This is a genomic window from Paraburkholderia sp. CI3, from assembly GCF_050436505.1.
In the GTDB taxonomy this organism is placed as follows: domain Bacteria; phylum Pseudomonadota; class Gammaproteobacteria; order Burkholderiales; family Burkholderiaceae; genus Paraburkholderia; species Paraburkholderia tuberum.
Genome location: NZ_JBNDMI010000003.1, coordinates 1,115,688 through 1,132,069 on the forward strand (window position 1 = coordinate 1,115,688; position 16,382 = coordinate 1,132,069).

Annotated in this window: 14 protein-coding genes; 5 read left to right on the top strand and 9 right to left on the bottom strand. The window is 57.8% G+C overall.

Features of this window, described 5'->3' with window-relative positions:
* The first annotated feature begins 296 nt into the window (after nucleotides 1-296).
* Nucleotides 297-1,249, top strand: a protein-coding gene (locus OKW29_RS13760; protein ID WP_429291450.1) for an IS5 family transposase whose coding sequence is annotated in 2 segments (ribosomal slippage) — nucleotides 297-789 and nucleotides 789-1,249 — 954 coding nt in all. Because the reading frame shifts where the segments join, the coding sequence is not laid out codon by codon here.
* Between the two features lie 362 nt (nucleotides 1,250-1,611).
* Here OKW29_RS13760 and OKW29_RS13765 read toward each other — a convergent pair.
* On the bottom strand, nucleotides 1,612-1,905 hold the full coding sequence (locus tag OKW29_RS13765; protein WP_429291451.1) for a hypothetical protein: 294 nt from the start codon (nucleotides 1,903-1,905) through the stop codon (nucleotides 1,612-1,614).
* Nucleotides 1,906-2,897: 992 nt separating this feature from the next.
* Here OKW29_RS13765 and OKW29_RS13770 point away from each other — a divergent pair.
* Nucleotides 2,898-3,407 (top strand): hypothetical protein, encoded by a 510-nt coding sequence (locus OKW29_RS13770; RefSeq protein WP_429291452.1) that lies wholly within the window; start codon nucleotides 2,898-2,900, stop codon nucleotides 3,405-3,407.
* Between the two features lie 31 nt (nucleotides 3,408-3,438).
* Here the strand turns inward: OKW29_RS13770 and OKW29_RS13775 are convergent, their stop codons facing one another.
* A complete protein-coding gene (locus OKW29_RS13775; RefSeq protein ID WP_429291453.1) occupies nucleotides 3,439-3,591 on the bottom strand; it encodes a hypothetical protein in 153 nt (50 codons plus the stop codon).
* A 245-nt stretch (nucleotides 3,592-3,836) separates the two neighbouring features.
* On the opposite strand from OKW29_RS13775, the gene OKW29_RS13780 reads away from it, so the two are divergent.
* Nucleotides 3,837-4,199 carry a hypothetical protein gene (locus tag OKW29_RS13780; protein WP_429291454.1) on the top strand — a complete coding sequence of 121 codons (363 nt, stop codon included), beginning with the start codon at nucleotides 3,837-3,839 and terminating at the stop codon, nucleotides 4,197-4,199.
* Nucleotides 4,200-5,941: 1,742 nt separating this feature from the next.
* Here the strand turns inward: OKW29_RS13780 and OKW29_RS13785 are convergent.
* Nucleotides 5,942-6,925, bottom strand: coding sequence for a hypothetical protein (locus OKW29_RS13785; protein WP_429291455.1), 984 nt, complete (start codon nucleotides 6,923-6,925; stop codon nucleotides 5,942-5,944).
* A 737-nt stretch (nucleotides 6,926-7,662) separates the two neighbouring features.
* Between OKW29_RS13785 and OKW29_RS13790 the strand changes: the two genes are divergently transcribed.
* The gene (locus OKW29_RS13790) at nucleotides 7,663-8,061 is read left to right on the top strand and encodes a hypothetical protein (protein ID WP_184039446.1); all 399 of its coding nucleotides are present in this window, start codon (nucleotides 7,663-7,665) and stop codon (nucleotides 8,059-8,061) included.
* Complete coding sequence (locus OKW29_RS13795; protein WP_429291456.1) at nucleotides 8,042-9,061, top strand: radical SAM protein; 1,020 nt, start codon at nucleotides 8,042-8,044, stop codon at nucleotides 9,059-9,061. Before OKW29_RS13790 ends, OKW29_RS13795 begins: the two co-directional genes overlap by 20 nt.
* Nucleotides 9,062-9,070: 9 nt before the next feature.
* Here OKW29_RS13795 and OKW29_RS13800 read toward each other — a convergent pair whose 3' ends face one another.
* From OKW29_RS13800 to OKW29_RS13825, 6 genes are all read right to left on the bottom strand, one after another.
* Nucleotides 9,071-9,493 (bottom strand): NUDIX domain-containing protein, encoded by a 423-nt coding sequence (locus OKW29_RS13800; RefSeq protein WP_429291457.1) that lies wholly within the window; start codon nucleotides 9,491-9,493, stop codon nucleotides 9,071-9,073.
* An 18-nt stretch (nucleotides 9,494-9,511) separates the two neighbouring features.
* A complete protein-coding gene (locus OKW29_RS13805; protein ID WP_429291458.1) occupies nucleotides 9,512-10,471 on the bottom strand; it encodes an MBL fold metallo-hydrolase in 960 nt (319 codons plus the stop codon).
* A 61-nt stretch (nucleotides 10,472-10,532) separates the two neighbouring features.
* The gene (istB, locus tag OKW29_RS13810) at nucleotides 10,533-11,348 is read right to left on the bottom strand and encodes an IS21-like element helper ATPase IstB (RefSeq protein ID WP_429291459.1); all 816 of its coding nucleotides are present in this window, start codon (nucleotides 11,346-11,348) and stop codon (nucleotides 10,533-10,535) included.
* On the bottom strand, nucleotides 11,345-12,844 hold the full coding sequence (gene istA / locus OKW29_RS13815) for an IS21 family transposase (protein WP_429291460.1): 1,500 nt from the start codon (nucleotides 12,842-12,844) through the stop codon (nucleotides 11,345-11,347). The genes istB and istA overlap by 4 nt, the downstream gene beginning before the upstream one ends.
* Nucleotides 12,845-13,483: 639 nt before the next feature.
* Nucleotides 13,484-14,167, bottom strand: coding sequence for a hypothetical protein (locus OKW29_RS13820; RefSeq protein ID WP_429291461.1), 684 nt, complete (start codon nucleotides 14,165-14,167; stop codon nucleotides 13,484-13,486).
* Nucleotides 14,168-14,176: 9 nt separating this feature from the next.
* The gene (locus OKW29_RS13825; protein ID WP_429291462.1) at nucleotides 14,177-15,970 is read right to left on the bottom strand and encodes a hypothetical protein; all 1,794 of its coding nucleotides are present in this window, start codon (nucleotides 15,968-15,970) and stop codon (nucleotides 14,177-14,179) included.
* Between the last annotated feature and the right edge of the window lie 412 nt (nucleotides 15,971-16,382).

A 16,382-nucleotide genomic window follows, 5' to 3' on the forward strand; every position in this document is an offset into this window, starting at 1 on the left:
GCGCGCCGAGTCGTCGCGCGCAGCCTGTGAATCTCCCACAGCCGCTCGAGCACGACAGGGTCTGGGCACTCATCCCATATCTCGGCGCGACGCGCCGAGTGCGCGTCTGGGTCAGTTGCGGCGAATCGGCGTTCGTCTTCCGTAGATCAATGATCTTTTGCTGGGCGCAGCCGACGTCTGAACGTCCGACCGGCGGTACGGGCGAATGACACTTAAGGAAGGTCTGCAAAAGTCCTGGCATTGCGTTGCTGCTGAGCTATCCTGGAAACAGAGCGAATTAGGTGAGGAGCAGTGTGATGACGCAACTTGGTCTTGGTCTGGATCTGTCAACGAAGCGCACTCGCAAACGGGAATTTCTCGATGAGATGCGACGTGTTGTGCCCTGGTTGAAGCTGATTGCGTTGATTGAGCCGCACTATCCCACGGGCAATACCGGTCGGCCGCCGTTCCCGATTGCAACGATGTTGCAGATTCATTTCATGCAGCAATGGTTCGGTCTGTCAGACCCTGCCATGGAAGAGGCACTCTATGACGTTCCGCTGTATCGCGAGTTCGCGGGTCTCGACGGCGGGATGGTTCGCTTGCCGGATGAAAGCACGATTCTCCGGTTCCGCCATCTGCTGGAAACACACGGACTGGCGGTGCAAATGCTGGCGCTGGTCAATGACATCCTGACGGAGAAAGGCCTGATGCTCAAGGCTGGATCGGCAGTCGACGCCACTCTGATTGCCGCACCCAGTTCGACAAAGAATGGCTCCGGCACGCGTGATCCGGAAATGCAATCAACGCGAAAGGTGGCAACTGGTACTTCGGGATGAAGATGCATATCGGCGTGGACGCCGAGTCGGGCCTGGTCCATACGGTCATCGGAACGGGGGCCAATGTTCACGACATCAACGTAGCCCAGGCGTTGCTACATGGTAAAGAAACGGACGTGTACGCGGACGCCGGATATCAGGGTATCGAAAAGCGCTGTGAGGCAGGCGCGGTTCGTTGGCATGTTGCAATGCGACCGGCAAAGCGCAGGAAACTGGATCTGAGTGATTCGGTGGACGCGATATACGATCAGATCGAACGCCTGAAGGCGGGTATTCGAGCCAAGGTCGAACACCCGTTTCGCATCCTCAAGCGGCAGTTCGGTTACATGAAGACCCGCTATCGTGGTTTGATGAAGAACACCGCCCAGATCACTACGCTGTTTGCTTTGGGCAATTCATGGATGGCGCGTAGAGCTTTGCGCAAAGCTTGAAACACCGAGCCGATAAAGTCCGTATGTCTGGTTGAAGCGCTCCGGCGCGCGAAAAAAAACGGCGATCAACTCACCAAAAAATATCTGAACGCAGAGGCTGTGCTGGATGTGAAAAATAACGCGTGGAAAGCGGGTTGTGCAGACCGTCCTTAATGGGCCGATCGCTGCCGAATGCAAATGTCCCTGATCCACCCAAAGACGCCGTTCGGCCGGCTTTTTCCGCAGTGACTGCTTCCCATACCCAAGCAGCCCATAGCAACAGTAGTTGGCTCGAGTGTCGATTCGCGAAAACCAAGTTAGCTAAAGCAAATAGCCCACACGCCCGACGTGAAAACGTATGTTTGCTTACGTACCAATGCCATTCATATCTGCGCGTCCGATTGTTTCGAAGCACCATCCCCAGTTTTGCTTTCGAGATCGCCTAAATCTGCCGTGGCCGGAATCTCGATCTGTTCAGTCGCCCCGGGCCTAATGGTCGCGGAAGTATCCTGCACTTTACGGTTGTGGATTTCCTCCGTCAAAGCATCCACGTCATCGTCGGCTTTCGTCGTCGCTCGCCGGATACCGGACTGGCCCGAAGCGTCGCTTATGATCCAGCGAGCGAACTTCGCAAGCTCATTGTCCACGATTCCTGCAAGCCTCTGGCCTCTGGACATCGTTGGTCGTGAATGTGTTGGTACGCCGCATGAAATCTACGGCCGTTTTAGTCCTTAGAAGAAGCCCCGACAATTCATCGGATCGCTCCTGAGCATTGCGATCTTTGATGTCCGGTCTGAATTGTTGGCTTATCAGTGTCGCGGTGAGAACGGAAACTCCCAGCGTCGATACCAATCCTTTATTGACATTGACCTGTACAAAAGATGTGGCAATAATGCCGTTCACAACCACTTGAATAATTGCAGCGTGGCGTTAGCCCTGCCAGCCCAACGCGCAACGACCTCCTGGCTTTGCTTTAGTCGTCGTATTTCGCCGATCCGGACGATCTCAAGCAACTTCTGTCTTTTAGCCAGGTCCTCGGCACCGTCTGGCAGACTTGTATTGCGACGAGTGGCGTACAGAAATAAGTGCGAAAATCAGCAGAGCGGAGATTGAGATTCCCGCTATCCACTACCATGCATTTGAAGAGAGATCTCGTAACATCATCGCTGATCTCCGGCAAGGGCGAAACGTCGCGCCGCGCGTTCAGAGTGCGGGACGTTCAAAGGATAGACGGCCATTCCCAACTAAGCAAACAATGCATAACGGAGATCAGCGTGACCGCAGCATATCCCTTCACGAGCAGCGAGGCGGCCCGGATCCTTATTGGCAGGGTGAATCCCGCATCGGGCTTGCCGATGATGGGCGGCGGAAGCCCTATGGACGTCGGTGGAACGTTTTCGGGACCAACAATAACTTCTGACGGGCGCCACAACTCCCGTCCAAGCGAACCTTCGGCTCGCTTTTTTCATTCTGGCTACCGTCAGAACGGATTCACCGCCCTTTGTGTTATTCCAGCTTCTCCTCGGCGGAGCGCGACGATCTTGAGCACGCAGCGGTAGCTGCTTACAAAGGAAAAATAGCACTATCGTTTGCTTGCTTTTTCCGTCAAATACTCCTTTCATTTTCTTCATAAGGTTCCAAAAGGCGCAGCTTTTCGACAGGAGGACGTATGGCTACGTGGCTCGACAAGTACTTCGAGGGGAAAGAAGGGACGCAGACCTTGTTCGTAACGTTTTCGGCATCTCTCACGGGTATCAAACCTCCACCTGTTGTTGGGGCTTACGTGATCGAATCTTTCTGGACCCATGTAAGCCTTAAGCGGGACGACCTCGTCATACCGCCGAGTACTGTATTGCAGAAACGCCTGAGTGGCGTATCGCCGTCTGTCATTTTCCGAGAAGGCTCCAATCCCGCGCGGAAAATATATGGCGACCAGGTTGCTCCATACTCGCCAATTCATATCGTGCAAACGCTAGGTGGCGGCGCCGGCGCATATGACCTTTATATGGGTGAGCCGGAATCGCAGACACACTTCCAAAATATCGATGCTAGCGAGGAGGGAAAGATTCAATCGGGATTCAGATTCGGTTGGTCGTTCCACCTTGAGATTCTGAACTTCACACCGCACCCTCATCCGGGGGGGCCAGTGCGTACGTTCGAAGGAACGGTCAGCCCTTAATGACGCGTCGTTGAGAGCGGTAAGGGGCGTCTCAAAATGGATTGAGCGTTCCTTTACGTTGCGCGCGGCGCGTCGTAATGCGTACTCGTCGCGCAAGCGCACGCAGCGCGTCGCCGATCCATTGCGCGAGGATCACCGGGGCGGGCATAACCGTCTTCCGTTGCCGCAGGCCGACCGGCGCCATCAGGCTCCGCGTCTGCGCGAGCAGTTCACAGCTGCGATGACGGACTCCCCTACCAAAATTGTCTCAGTGTTGCGCTACGTGCAGCGCTACAGTTGGTACTGGTCAGCGAACCTAGGGTCGAGCCCTGCCAACGGCAAGCCGTTCGATGTCAGGCGGCACAAAACGTGCATTTCGGACATCGTTCTCCTATGCTTCTGGAACGCCCTCCTTCTGGATATCCGCGCGGCAAACCAACGGAGACAACGATGAAACAGTTTCCCCTCTCTCGTGAGACAAAGAGCTTTTTCGAGGAGCTTCAGCGTCTGCACGAGCACACCGACATTTTTGCCGCGTCGATTCAACCGAGGCACCCTGAGTTTGGAAAGGTGTCCGCTGCGGTGAACGATTTGGCGCTCTCGGTGGCAGGAGACTTGCGAGCCCATCTCGGCCTTGAGGGTGAGGCTTCCGTTACAGCCGAACTGGGGGAGGGTCCGGACGAAGGGAGCGGACCGAAACCGATGGTCATTATCACCTTTACGGTCGGATGCAGGAAACGCTATGTCCTCTATGACCAGGCTGGCTTCGCTTACTATCTCTTCGGCGTTCGAATGCCTTGTTACAGGGAATGAGTTGCCCTTTCCGACAGCCAGCGCTGTCACCAAAATAGCGGGCCTCGATTGGGGTCCGCTTGAGAATGCCGCGTGACATTCGCGCGCCCGGGTCATGGAGCGGGTTGCATCATTTTCATTTTGCCCCTCTGCTTCGTGCGCCACTTGGTCCAGCATGCACGCTCGCATCGAACAACCGCGGTTATCAGGTCCTTGTCAACTTCGATTTCACCGCCCCTCCGTCCGCGGGTTTATCTAGCCCATCTTATTGAGAGGCATCAACGGCAAGCAAACACCCGCGATAGCGCAACGCGCGTCGAGTGAACAGGTCGCAGACAATAGCCGCCGCCCGGGCAGCATACCGTCATCCAGACGATGCAGCACTACTTGGTCTATCCGGCCAAGGCAGCCAGCAGGCACGTGTCTACTATCCAGCCCATGAGCCGATGGAAGTAGAAGTAATGTCGGACCCAGTTGATTTTTCTTTAATGAATGAGCGGGAATATGTGCTGCCTGCCTCAGTTGACCGCCACCAGACGCATGCCGACCGTCAGGTCGGCATGCGCTGGGATCCCGCTCCCTTCTCTCCGTAGGCGGTCCTCGCCGGGCGATGCAGAACCGCGGTCTCATTGCCCGATTGCCGAAGGTATTGAAGAGCGCCCCGCACATACCCTCGTTTCCTTCGACGCGGTGTCCGACGCCGCGGCCCAGTCGAGCGCGCCGACCCACGCCCTTCGTCACGCGGTCTTGGCCAACTCGAAGCGCTCGATCTTACCGACGACGAGTTTGACGATGAGCCGCATGATTGCCACCGAGAGGAAGCGTGACAACAATGCGAGTTCGAATACGGCGGCAATCGATGTTCAGGCAGAAAGGTCGGCGACAGTGTCGGCGTTCCGCGTGCTTCGGGGTCTAGTCGATGATCTCAACCATGGTGTTCGACGTTGGCGATGCTCCGCTTTGGTCGGATACCGAGACGCGCATGAACCGACCGGAAGTCGGCCCCGCATCGGAATGGATTGCAGCTTGAACTTCGCCACACGGACCGCTGACGCGTCGGCAACAGGGTCATCTTGGCGACTGCGGCAGAGCAGTCGGTCGATCCTGGAGAAGATCCAGCCGCTTGGACCACTCCTACTTGGCTTACGCGAGCGGAGAAAAGTCGCCGACCCAGGAGCATTCAGCGCGTACGCACTATTGGCGACGCCACCAACGGCAGGGTGATAGAGTGCTTCGCGTTCGGGAGGTACTGCGGTATATGTAGTCGGTGCATCGCGCAACTCGACAGGGGACCAAGCCATCGTCTGCCAGGAAGCCGACATTCGAATGTCCGCGATCCGGCTGCGGGCAACGTCAGCAATTGACCGGCTAGCGCCCCATGACCGAGCGCGGCGATCGCCGCGGGAGCGGCCTCTAGCGCGAGGGCATAGGGCCACCCGGCTCTGTCGACTAGCTAGGCGCCAGGTCTACGGCTGCTCACAGGGGTACAACAGCCGCTCGCTGCACCGGATGCTAATACCGCCAACCACTGTGGGCCCGCACACCGGGCTTGGCCCATGGTGTCTGTGGAGAATCCTTAGAAGATCGCATGGAGCTCATGCTGACAGCCAACCATCAGGGTGAGGCCGCGGCGAGCGCTAGGGCTCGACACGGCTTGCCGCTATTGCGCTCGCTACCTGACTCCCACGCGGGCTTTTCAAACCGTGGAATTCATAGGCCGCCCACAAAGTGTGCGACAACGGACGGCAGCAAAAAGGGAGTCCTTAAGGCTGCGCCAGCGTTGCGACGTGCATCGTGAAGGGCATTTCGGTATTCGTACTATGCCACGTCGGGACCGCGTGCTCCGGGCGGTTGCCGACGGAGCCCAGCAGCCCCAGCGCGTCGATGGTGCCAAGGAATTGCTCATATTCGCCGACAGCTGGCTGCTCAGCGATGCTGCATGCAAAGGTCAGAACCCTGAGACGGCTCAGCTTTTCCTCCTCCAGGTGCGCGATAGCGTTCTCGATAACGAGCGCTCCTTTACTGTGTCCAACCAGCGTCCTGATGTGGTCGGTGTGTTTCAGAACGGAGTGAAGTACGTCAGAAGAGCCGCTGCCATGCTGGAACACTGGAGCCTCGGGTGGGGCCGTTTTCGCTCCCGGCACGGTCGCGACCAGACTCCTTCCTACAGATGCGGCTCCCGGCAACAACACCGCCAGTGTGTTCTGAAGAGGCTGCTTCATCCAGTACGTAAAAATTCCGAACCCGAGGAAACCACCCAGTGCCTGCTGGACGACGTCAGCTAATCCGTAGCCGGGAACAATGCCTGCCACGGGCTTTCCCATTGCGCGGGAAACATTCCACGCCAAGGCCGCAGATCCGAGGGCGGAGCTTCCCACGCCACTTACCGAGATTGAGTCAATACGGCTCACGCCGTCTTTGGCGCGGAGGAACTCGGAGACATCGAAGAAGCACTGGATGTGAGGAGTCGTGCTGGCGTCAACGATAACAATGGCACCCTCTGGGTTTGCTAACGCGCTCAGGTCGACCTCTTGAAGCGCTCGAGCAAACTGCGCGCAGAAGTCACAGGGGCCGTGGATGGTCACGTCCAAACCGTCGAGTTTCATCGCGCGTTGAAAAGCAGTGACGTCATAGAAGACCATATCAATGAGCGTATTGGCGAACCGAAGCGAGCTGATGAGCGGCTTGATCTGCGCGCGCTGCACCTCGAAATCGGACAGTTTGAAGGGCTCGTATACAGTAGCCATGGGGATGCTCACAGAATGCGCGACCATACGCCTTTCTGCCGTCACGTATCACACTCCCAATGATCCGCAGGGCTGGGACAACTGCGCTGGTACGTGAAGCGTTCCTTCGGCTAGGGAGCAGGCCGACTCGCACAAAGGTAGTTAACCCTGAAGCATTGCGGCGGCCAATCTACGTGCTAGGGCCGCCATGCATTGCGCGATCGCTCCACTGGCATCCGGCAGGTTCCAGAGTAAGCCCAGCCACTCCCAATGACAGGCTCGTGGTCGGGCGACCGGCAGCATCTGGCCGAACCCAGCCCGATGCGGACCTCAGTCTACCGCCGCTCGATGCCGATATGCGACCGGCATAAAGCGACCCTCTCCGGTTATACGCGCCTGCGCCAGTGTGACGACCTCTTGCAAAGGCGGATTCAACCGGTCGATGCAATAGTTCGATGGAATCGTTCAGCCGGTGTTTCGTAATCCAGGGTCTTCCTTGGACTCTCGTTCAGCCGAGGTATTAGAGTCCTCTCGCAAAGCGCGGCGGACCCTCGTCAGACGACATTGGTGGACGGATAGTCTCCAATTGTGGTCAACAAGCAAATAGCGCGGCGTCGAGAAATAAACTAAAGGAATATCCATGGCGCCAGTCTCTGCGCAATCGAAATCCTTGGATTGAATTCGTCAACCTCATCGCCTACTGTTATCTCAACGGCCAACTCCGTGGAATCTTGTCCGTTTTCGTCAAAGGAACAGCCATGGCACCGAAACAGAAGCGTGGGTCAACTAAACTGCTCGACGCGTGGAAGGCCCGGATGCTCACCGAAGAATCCGTAAAAGAAATTTCTGACGCATTCGAGAAGTCCCCGGCGACAGTCCAAAGTGCAAATGTACTCGGCGGCGAAAATGCAACGAGTGTTCGCGTCGCTTTGAGTTACGACGGCGACGACATACCAATCTGTGGCAACGACATCGCTTTCTGGCTAAAGTGGCACATCATTCATGGCGGTGTGATCACTCCTCCGAAAATCATTATCAACGGGATCCCCTTTCCCGATTCGGTGCTCCTTGAATTGGAGTTCGGCCACGCGAGTCCCGTCCCCACGGAAGGCGTGTCTGTCCCACAAGATCTAAACCGTGGACCGGCAGGTGGTTAGCGACGGTTTGACGGGACTTGCGCCTGTTTTGCACGTGCATCCACTGCGCCTTTGCAACCTCGCGTGTGCGCACTGCTACTCCTCGTCAGGACCGCACGCGAAGGGCGAACTGCCCATTGACCTGCTCGTGGCTTGCCTTAAAGATGCCTTCCAGCTCGGGTATCGCCAAGTTGCCATCTCAGGCGGCGAGCCGCTGCTATACGGACATCTGCGTGAAGTGTTGATAGGGGCACGTGATCTTGGGATGCTAACGACCCTTGTATCGAACGGTATGTTAGCTAATGGTGAACGTTGGGAACGAATCACACCCTACCTCGATTTTGCAGCGATATCAGTCGACGGACGTCCCGAAGAGCATGACGCAATCAGGAGAAGACGAGGGGCATTCGATATCACTGTTTCAAATTTTGAAACTATTCGGGCGTCGGGCATTCCTTTTGGAATCCTGTTTACGCTCACCCAGCACAACGTTGATAGTCTCGACTTCGTCGTGAGGTTGGCGGCGACAGTGGGTGCACGTAGCGTGCAGGTCCACCCACTCTCGTTGCAAGGCAGGGCCATCGGCGAGCTTCCTGAGTCTAGGCCTGACAACGTTGAATTGATAGCCGCGCTATGTGAGGCAACCCGCCTCGGGGAGACTTGCGGAGTTGCGGTCCATGTCGATGTACTCACAATGGAACAGCTACTCCAACACCGGCATCTGATTATTCCGTCGCTGCCTGTGACGAGCTTGACGAACGTTTTACCCGTGCTCATCGTGAGATCAGACGCCTATGTACTTCCCCTGACACACGACATCAATCCAGCATTCTGGCTCGGAACACTCAATGAGCGCTCCCTTGCCTGTCTTGCCCAAAGCTGGTTGGGCTCGGGCTTAGCAGACAAACTGGTCGACGCTTGTGCACGAACGTGGGCAAGAACTGTAGAGTCTGGCACGCCTGCCGTGTATTGGTTCGATGAAGTCGCAGCGCGGACATATTCGCCTGCGTTGGCAACCTAGAATCCTTTGCTAGATGGTCTTCCGCGCTTTTCCGGTGGTTCCCGGAAGCTGGGAGTATGGCTTCTGGTATCCGGTCTCTTCCATCACCTCCCGGGCAATTGCTTCTTGGGGGCTTTCACCCAGTTCAATTCCCCCAGCTGGCAAACTCCAAGCCTCATCCGAAGATTTCTCTTGCGAGAGAAGTCTGCCCTCGTGATCGTGAATCACGGCCCCAACCGACGGGCTCAGTATCAAACCACTACCGACCTTCTGTCTTAACCAACCGATGTAGCTCTCGTCATTCAAAATGCCACCCGCATAGGAAAGTCGAACCGTTGAGTTGGAAAACCGAACCTCGGCATCGGAGGCGATTGTCGCGGATCTGAACGGCCTTGTCGAACGGCCGAAAGTGGCCGAAAACGGACCGATGGTGATGGTTGATCGTCGTCCCACGCTATTTTTCGATAACGATCATGCGCGTTTCGCCAGATAGGCGTCGATCAGCGCGACCAGTTGTTCCCGCCCGAAGCTCGCGTCGTGTCCCGCGTGGACGACTTGCACGGGCAATTCGCGCAAACGCTTCATCGTACGCACATAGGTCGGGATATCCGCACCGCCGATCTCGTCCAGCAGCGGGCCATCGTAGATCGCATCGCCGGAGAACAACGTGCCGGTGGCCGGCTCCCAAAGACCGATGCTCCCCGGTGAATGACCTGGCAGATGCAGGACTTCGAAATGCCGGTTACCGAGATCGACAATATTCTCTTCCTTGACGATTTCCGTGACGGTCGCAGCTCGCACGCGGTAGTCGGACATCTGGTAATCGGCCTTTGGAAGGGCGGTGATCAGATCGCCATCGAACGGATAGCCAAATTCGTGGTATCGACGAATCGCGGCATCGCCCAATACCGATGCCAGGAGCGTGCCGCGCTCGCGCGGCGAGCGCAGGTTGTCGGCCTCCAGTTCGTGGACAAGCGTGTGCTCGAACTCATGATGTCCGCCCACATGATCCGAGTGCGTATGTGTCGCGACTGCGGTCACTTTCTTTCGAAGCAGATGCCGGGCCGCGTCACGCAGACTGGCAATGCCCATTCCGGTGTCGATCATCAGGTCCCGGTCGCGGCCCCGCACGTGCCAGATATTGCACCGCATCAGTGGCACGACATGAGGTTCCCACAGCAGGGTGATTTCGTCACTGATGCGTTTCAGTTCAAACCAACGGTCGGCAATTGGCAGCATAGTCATGGGTAGTCGATTCGAACTATCGGAAGTTGATCCACGGGTAGGAAAAATCTCCCGCTGCAGGTTCAGGATCTCGTCGAGTTGGAGTATAGCTACCTGGCGTAAGCGAAGCACCTCTCCTGACTGGCGGCTGCCCGACGCCGAGCGACGCCACGCGACCCGCATCAGTCCTTCGGTGGATAGCGTCAAGCAGGACGTCCGGTTTACCGACAAACATCTTGGCCGGTCGGCCGAGGTGATTGTCGCTGCGTCATGGGGTCATGGTTGTCGCTCCGTTCGGGTTGTCAGTGGGTAATTGACGGCGGCGCTCTTTCTGTTTGTCGCTGGCTGTGCGGCGCCGATAGCTTTCGACATTCAGCTCGAAGATCGTCGAGTGATGGACGAGCCGGTCGATGGCGGCCACCGTCATGCCGGGGTCCAGGAAGACGTCATGCCAGCCGGAGAATGGCTGGTTGGCGGTTATCAGAAGACTTTTCCGCTCGTATCTTTCGGCGATCAGCTCGAACAGCACGCTGGTTTCGGCCTGGTCCTTCCTCACATACGACAGATCGTCCAGGATGATCAGGTCGAACCGGTCGAGTTTGGCGAGCGCCGAAGGCAGTTGCAAACTTTGACGTGCGACCTGGAGCTTCTGCACGATTTCGCCGGTCCGGGTGAACAACACGCGATAGCCGGCATCGATCAGTGCATGTCCGATTGCGCTTCCAAGATGACTTTTCCCGCCTCCAGGCGGCCCGAACAGTAGAATCGTGGCGCCTTTCTCAAGCCACGAATCGCCGGTGGCCAGCGCCATCACATGCGCCTTTGAGACCATAGGCACAACACCGAAGTCGAAGGTGGCGAGCGTCTTGGTCGGATCCAGATGTGACTCGGCACGATGACGTTCGATTCTTCGTTTGGCGCGCTCGGCAAGTTCATGTTCGAGCAATGCACCGAGTAACCGCGACGCCTGCCAGCTTTCCTTGTCCGAGCGTTCAGCGAAGTCCGGCCACAACCGGCCGATCGTTGGCAGGCGCAGTTCGTTGAGCATAAGCGCGATACGGCCAGCATCGTAGGCGGCGTTCATGCGAGCACCTCCTCATCGAGCAACGTGTCGTAAAGCGCGGCGGACGGCATCTCGACGACAACCACCGGACACTCGGCCTGGCGCGGCGCGAACTCATCGAACAACACCTTCAGATCGGGCAGTTCACCGAGTTCGAGCAATGCATCGAGCCGCTCGGCCAGTTGCGCCTCAACGCCGTGGTGCCCGGCGAGTTCAAGCAGGCCCACCATGGTCTTGCAGGCGCTACGCGGCGTCAGTGCCTGATCCAGCCGTTCCCAGGTGCGACGATAGGCTTCACGCGGAAACAGATCGTCACGGAACGCGAGACCCCTGAAGGCCTGCGGCTTGCGTTTGAGCGAATCGATGAAGTGCCGGTAGTCGATGCCGCGACCGCGCCGCTTGCTGGTGTGCGTGGCCCTCGTCGTGCTGTGCACGAGCGCGCCGGACAGATAGCAATCGAGCCGGTCACTGTAAAGGCGCACCTTCAGGCGATGGCCGATCAGCCGCGACGGCGCGCTGTACAGGACGCAACGTACGGTGAAGGTTCCGCAACGGGTCACGCGCGCCTCTTCCTCAACGAAGTCGGTGGTACGGTGCTCAGGCAGATCCAGCAAGTGTTCGCGCTCGATCTGGAACGCTGCAGCATTGCGCCGGTTGCGGCGCATTACCACCCCGCGCACGAACTCGTCGTACGCGGCGCGGTCTGCGAAGTCGCGGTGACCTCGCAGCTCCAGGGCCTGATCGACCTGATCCTTCAGATAGCGATGCGAGGATTCGACGCTGCCATTCTCATGACCCATGCCACGGTTGTTGCGTGTGCCTTGCATCCCGTAGTGTTCGAGCAGCGCTGCATAGCGAACCGTGAAGTCTTCCTCTTCCTGCAGGTTTCTGAACGCCGCCGACAGACTGTCGGAACGGTGTTCGCGTGGGCAGCCGCCGGCCTGCCAAAGCGCGTTCTGCAGTCCCGTCGCGAGCGCCTGGAAGCTCTCGCCACCATCGACCACGCTGGCGTATTCCCAGCGCGAGAACGCCAGCACGAAGTGATACAGCAGGTGGTCAAACGGGACGCCGCCGATCGTCACGCCCAGCTTGCCCATGTGCGTGAAGTCCGACAGGCCTCGCGCGCCCGGCTGATACGTTTGAGGGAAGAACACTTCCTGGTTCGGCCCTTCGAGCGCGCGCCACTGGCCGACATGCCGTTCGAACGTGCGACGCATGCTGTCAGGAAAGCGCTCGGGATGGTCCTCCTGTAATTTGCGCAGCAGGGTGATCGCCTTCAGCTTTGGCGAAGCGCGTAGCAATGGGACCACTTCGCTCTCCCAGACATCGGCAAACGGATCAGGGCGCGAGCGCCAGTAGCGCCGGGGCTGCTGTGACGGTAGACCGGCTTCGTGTTCGACACGCCGCGCCGTGCGCTCGCTCATGCCTGACTTCGCCGCAGCGAGCTTCTGCGGATGGTGTTTGCGATGATTCATGTAGAGGCGGACCTGCAGGTCGGTAATGCGGCTTCCAGACATGGGCTGACCGCCTCTTTTTAGGTTCAGTCAGCCATCCTAAGCCCCGCCGCTCCGGCGCCGCCGGCAGTTCGTCATCTCCGGCGGCTACGCCGCCTCCGACTCCTCACTACCGGCCAAGATGAATGTCGGTACACCGGACGTAGTCATTGTCGCCGCCCACCTCGGGCCGGGAGGACATCAATGGCGGCTTCCGGAGTGCTCTGGACATCCGTCTTCGCGAAGCCGACACCTGAATGTCAGGTCCACGAAGCCAACGAACGACTCTTCATGGCCGACTGCACGCATTCATGGAAGCCGCCCGAGAGCTGCCGTTGAAGATTTCAAGGGCAGCTCTACAGCACCTTCATTGAACTGGTGCTCTCGGCCAGAAACCGTCATCCACCTTGCCCGCTACCGGACAGTCAATCGTCAGCGATTGCTTGAGTTGCGGTCATTTCAATATCGATCTTCTTGACTCCGCCAACGGCGCGGCCAGGAGCATGATTTCAACATGCCGTTTGCCGAACAGTGCAAACTTGGTATCTGTAGCCGTGTATGTCGCAGCCATCCGGATTTTTCCGCAATGAAGCGAAGCCAGCACCGGCAGCGGTTCCGCAGCAACCTGCAGAGCCCGTTTTTCGCGAGACAGATCCTCGTCAGTTAGATCTGTTTGCTTGAACGTCCACCGTTCGCAGAATCCGGCACCTGGTCCGCTTCGGTCGCCGACTCGGCAATGACCTTCGGCCTGAACGGCCTGCAAAATAGCACCTCATGAGACACCTCGTGCGTTTCGATCGCCTCAAGGACCCTATCGGTCTTGCCTTTCGAATCACTGGAATCACAAACCGCAAACTCGACGATATAGTCGAAAGTCCCGAAAACGTCGATGCACTCCGTGAAGCTGTGGTCGATTTCTGGAAGCGCACGCTTGACTATGCTTTTGAGGTGCTCCGAATTTTCGAAGCGTTTCCCGGCTTCCAATTTTTCCCTGACCAGGAGGATCGTCCTAAGATGTATGCTATTCGCGTCAAACGGTGCGTTTTTCATAAACCGGTGCGAATCCTGTTCGCCAGGATATTCGAGCATCGTTATCGTCCGTTCGATGTCTTCCCTGAAGTGCCGGCTGTTGTTCAGAACAGCGCGCGCGACATCGGCGAGCGTGCGGTAGTTGAACTTGAGCAAAAAATCGTAGCGACCGTCGTGCAGCGTGGCGCAGAGATGATGACATGTCCCCAGCTTTTTTGTTTTTAGGTCATCCATGAGTTTCGCGCCAGCAGTGCGAACCTTTTCGCACGTTTCGGCTTCTTTCTTTTTTGCGATCGCAAAGCTGTAGCACACAGGCATCGTCACTCCTTATTGCCTTGTCTCGTTCGACCGGGAGGGTTGGCCCTTCCTTCGCCCGCTCAAGAGCGCCCAGACATGCTTGAGGCTCTCGGGCGGGACATGATCCGTGCAGTCAAGCAGCGTTTCCGTCGCCACGACTCCTGCCACCGGCTCCTGGACCCTGATCGCGTCCTTTACGATCCTCGCGAGACGTTGAAGATTCAGGGCATCGGCGTCGGCCCGCACAAGGATCGGGACAGACGTTGCGGGCAACTCGACTCTCGCGATGATGTCGTAGTCGCCATAGACGACCGATGAGCTTATTTCGGCCGCGTTGAGCGCGCTACGTACGGCTCCCGTCGTGCCCGGCGCCGTCCTTATAAGAACATAGGCAGTGACGCTGCGGCGCAAAAGGAACGCCGGGCCAAGAACGAGCAGCAATACGATGAAGCAGACTAACTGCCATCGTGCATCGACAAACCAGAAGTGGAACTCACGGACCGCGCCCACGACGAGACAGATCGCCGTCGCGACTACGGCGAACTCGGGCCCCTCCAGCAGCCATCGGTCGCTCAGACTCCTGAAGGCGTTTCGATAAACCACCCCGTACACGTAATGAATTAGGATCGCGGCGACCGTGACTTGAAAAATCGCCTTGAATACTGTGTCGCGATCCTCGACGAACGATTCTAGGCCTGCGAGCACCGACGACCAAAGCACAGTTAGTGCCATGGCGTAGACGAATTGAAGCAGGACGGCCCAAACACCTAGCCGCTTCCGGGTGGCAACGAGGTTTGACGCAAGATTCCAGACGCTGAAGCCGCTGTAGACGAACAGTCCATAAACGACGGCTTGGCCTGGATCGAGAGTCCCACTGACGAGAGCTGCCGACACGATCAGCGGGGGCAATACGACCATTTCGAAGATCAGGGCCCTGAGTTGCCGTCGCCAGGACTCGCTATCCCCGGCGTGCTCGTGATACGAGGTGAACCAGTGCCGGGGATGCCTGCGGAAGTGCGCCGCGACGTCCACTAACGAAGCACCATTCGTGAAGTAGCTGAAGAGGAACACCGCGGTGCCCCCCGAAGCCCAAGACAACTCGCGAACGTCGATGGAGCGTGACCAGTAGCTGGCCGCACTGTCGAAAAGTTGAGCCGGTGAGATCCGATCCGGGGTTTGCAGACGCAGGTGTCGAGCCTCATCGACCGCTGAGACCAGCTGCGGATTCTGCAGAACCTTATAGGCGACGACGCAGGCGACCAAAATCAGGATCGGCGTGAGGAAATCGGCGAGCGTCCTCAGCGAGCGTGTCCTTTTTATTGGAGTGTACCGCGCGATCAGGCCGACGATCAGCGGACTCAGGATGGTCATGGCACCGACTAGCAACGAATAAAAGTCAAGCCGGTTGAAGATTTCACGCGGGAAAGCGTTGATTTGGTATTCCTCCGCAGTTATGCCGACAATGGGAAGATTGAGTAGCGCGCGGCTCATCAAATCGATTCCGCTGAGCAGAAGCACGGCCGCCATCGAACGCCAGCACCACTTGTCAAATGCCGGCTGAATCTTCTCGAGCGTCCGCTCGATTCGGTCAGTTTTTCGCCATAGGGCAGGAGAAATAGCAAAAACGACAGCGACGAAGGCGGTGATGATCGATGCCAAGACGGAGTCAAACATGCCAACGTGGTGAATGTACAACCAGCACGCGACGACGAGCGGAAACAGGTTCGTCGCAGCGTCCCAGATGTGATGTACGGCGAGGTAGCCAATATGCAACTCTTCGCCGAGCTTTGCGGCCCAATATTCCCTTGCTGAAATTCCGCTCATCAAAGCTCCATGTACCGGCAGCCCCGCAACGTCTCCGCGGCATTCGTTGGGTTATAGGCGGTTTTTCAGGGGTGTCGCTGCGTGAAAACCCTGCCGTTGGACGACAAATGCTCAGACGATCTAGTCGAAGGCGAACGGAATCACCTCAAATTGCGCCCTTTTTGGCCTGCGGTACCAAGGAGTGGTGGCATTTGATCCGAGTCCATCCCGACCTCTGTCGCTGCGCTGGCAACGCTGCCCGAAAGGCATCGGTTGCGCAGGTGATCTAGCCTCAAGAATATCGAGCCGACTCAAGAAAGCAAAACAAGCTCGGCTGCAAAAGCCGGGCACAGAATTGAGGAAACGGTCAGGGGCAAACCGCCCGACGAGCGCCGCGCACATCGCCAGGAGCACGCGCGGCCCGCTGAGGGTC

Coding starts and splice junctions, on each gene's coding strand:
- istA (WP_429291460.1), bottom strand. CDS start 12,844: ATGTCTGGAAGCCGCATTACCGACCTGCAGGTCCGCCTCTACATGAAT.
- istB (WP_429291459.1), bottom strand. CDS start 11,348: ATGAACGCCGCCTACGATGCTGGCCGTATCGCGCTTATGCTCAACGAA.
- OKW29_RS13765 (WP_429291451.1), bottom strand. CDS start 1,905: ATGTCCAGAGGCCAGAGGCTTGCAGGAATCGTGGACAATGAGCTTGCG.
- OKW29_RS13790 (WP_184039446.1), top strand. CDS start 7,663: ATGGCACCGAAACAGAAGCGTGGGTCAACTAAACTGCTCGACGCGTGG.
- OKW29_RS13825 (WP_429291462.1), bottom strand. CDS start 15,970: ATGAGCGGAATTTCAGCAAGGGAATATTGGGCCGCAAAGCTCGGCGAA.
- OKW29_RS13780 (WP_429291454.1), top strand. CDS start 3,837: ATGAAACAGTTTCCCCTCTCTCGTGAGACAAAGAGCTTTTTCGAGGAG.
- OKW29_RS13785 (WP_429291455.1), bottom strand. CDS start 6,925: ATGGCTACTGTATACGAGCCCTTCAAACTGTCCGATTTCGAGGTGCAG.
- OKW29_RS13775 (WP_429291453.1), bottom strand. CDS start 3,591: ATGGCGCCGGTCGGCCTGCGGCAACGGAAGACGGTTATGCCCGCCCCG.
- OKW29_RS13820 (WP_429291461.1), bottom strand. CDS start 14,167: ATGCCTGTGTGCTACAGCTTTGCGATCGCAAAAAAGAAAGAAGCCGAA.
- OKW29_RS13770 (WP_429291452.1), top strand. CDS start 2,898: ATGGCTACGTGGCTCGACAAGTACTTCGAGGGGAAAGAAGGGACGCAG.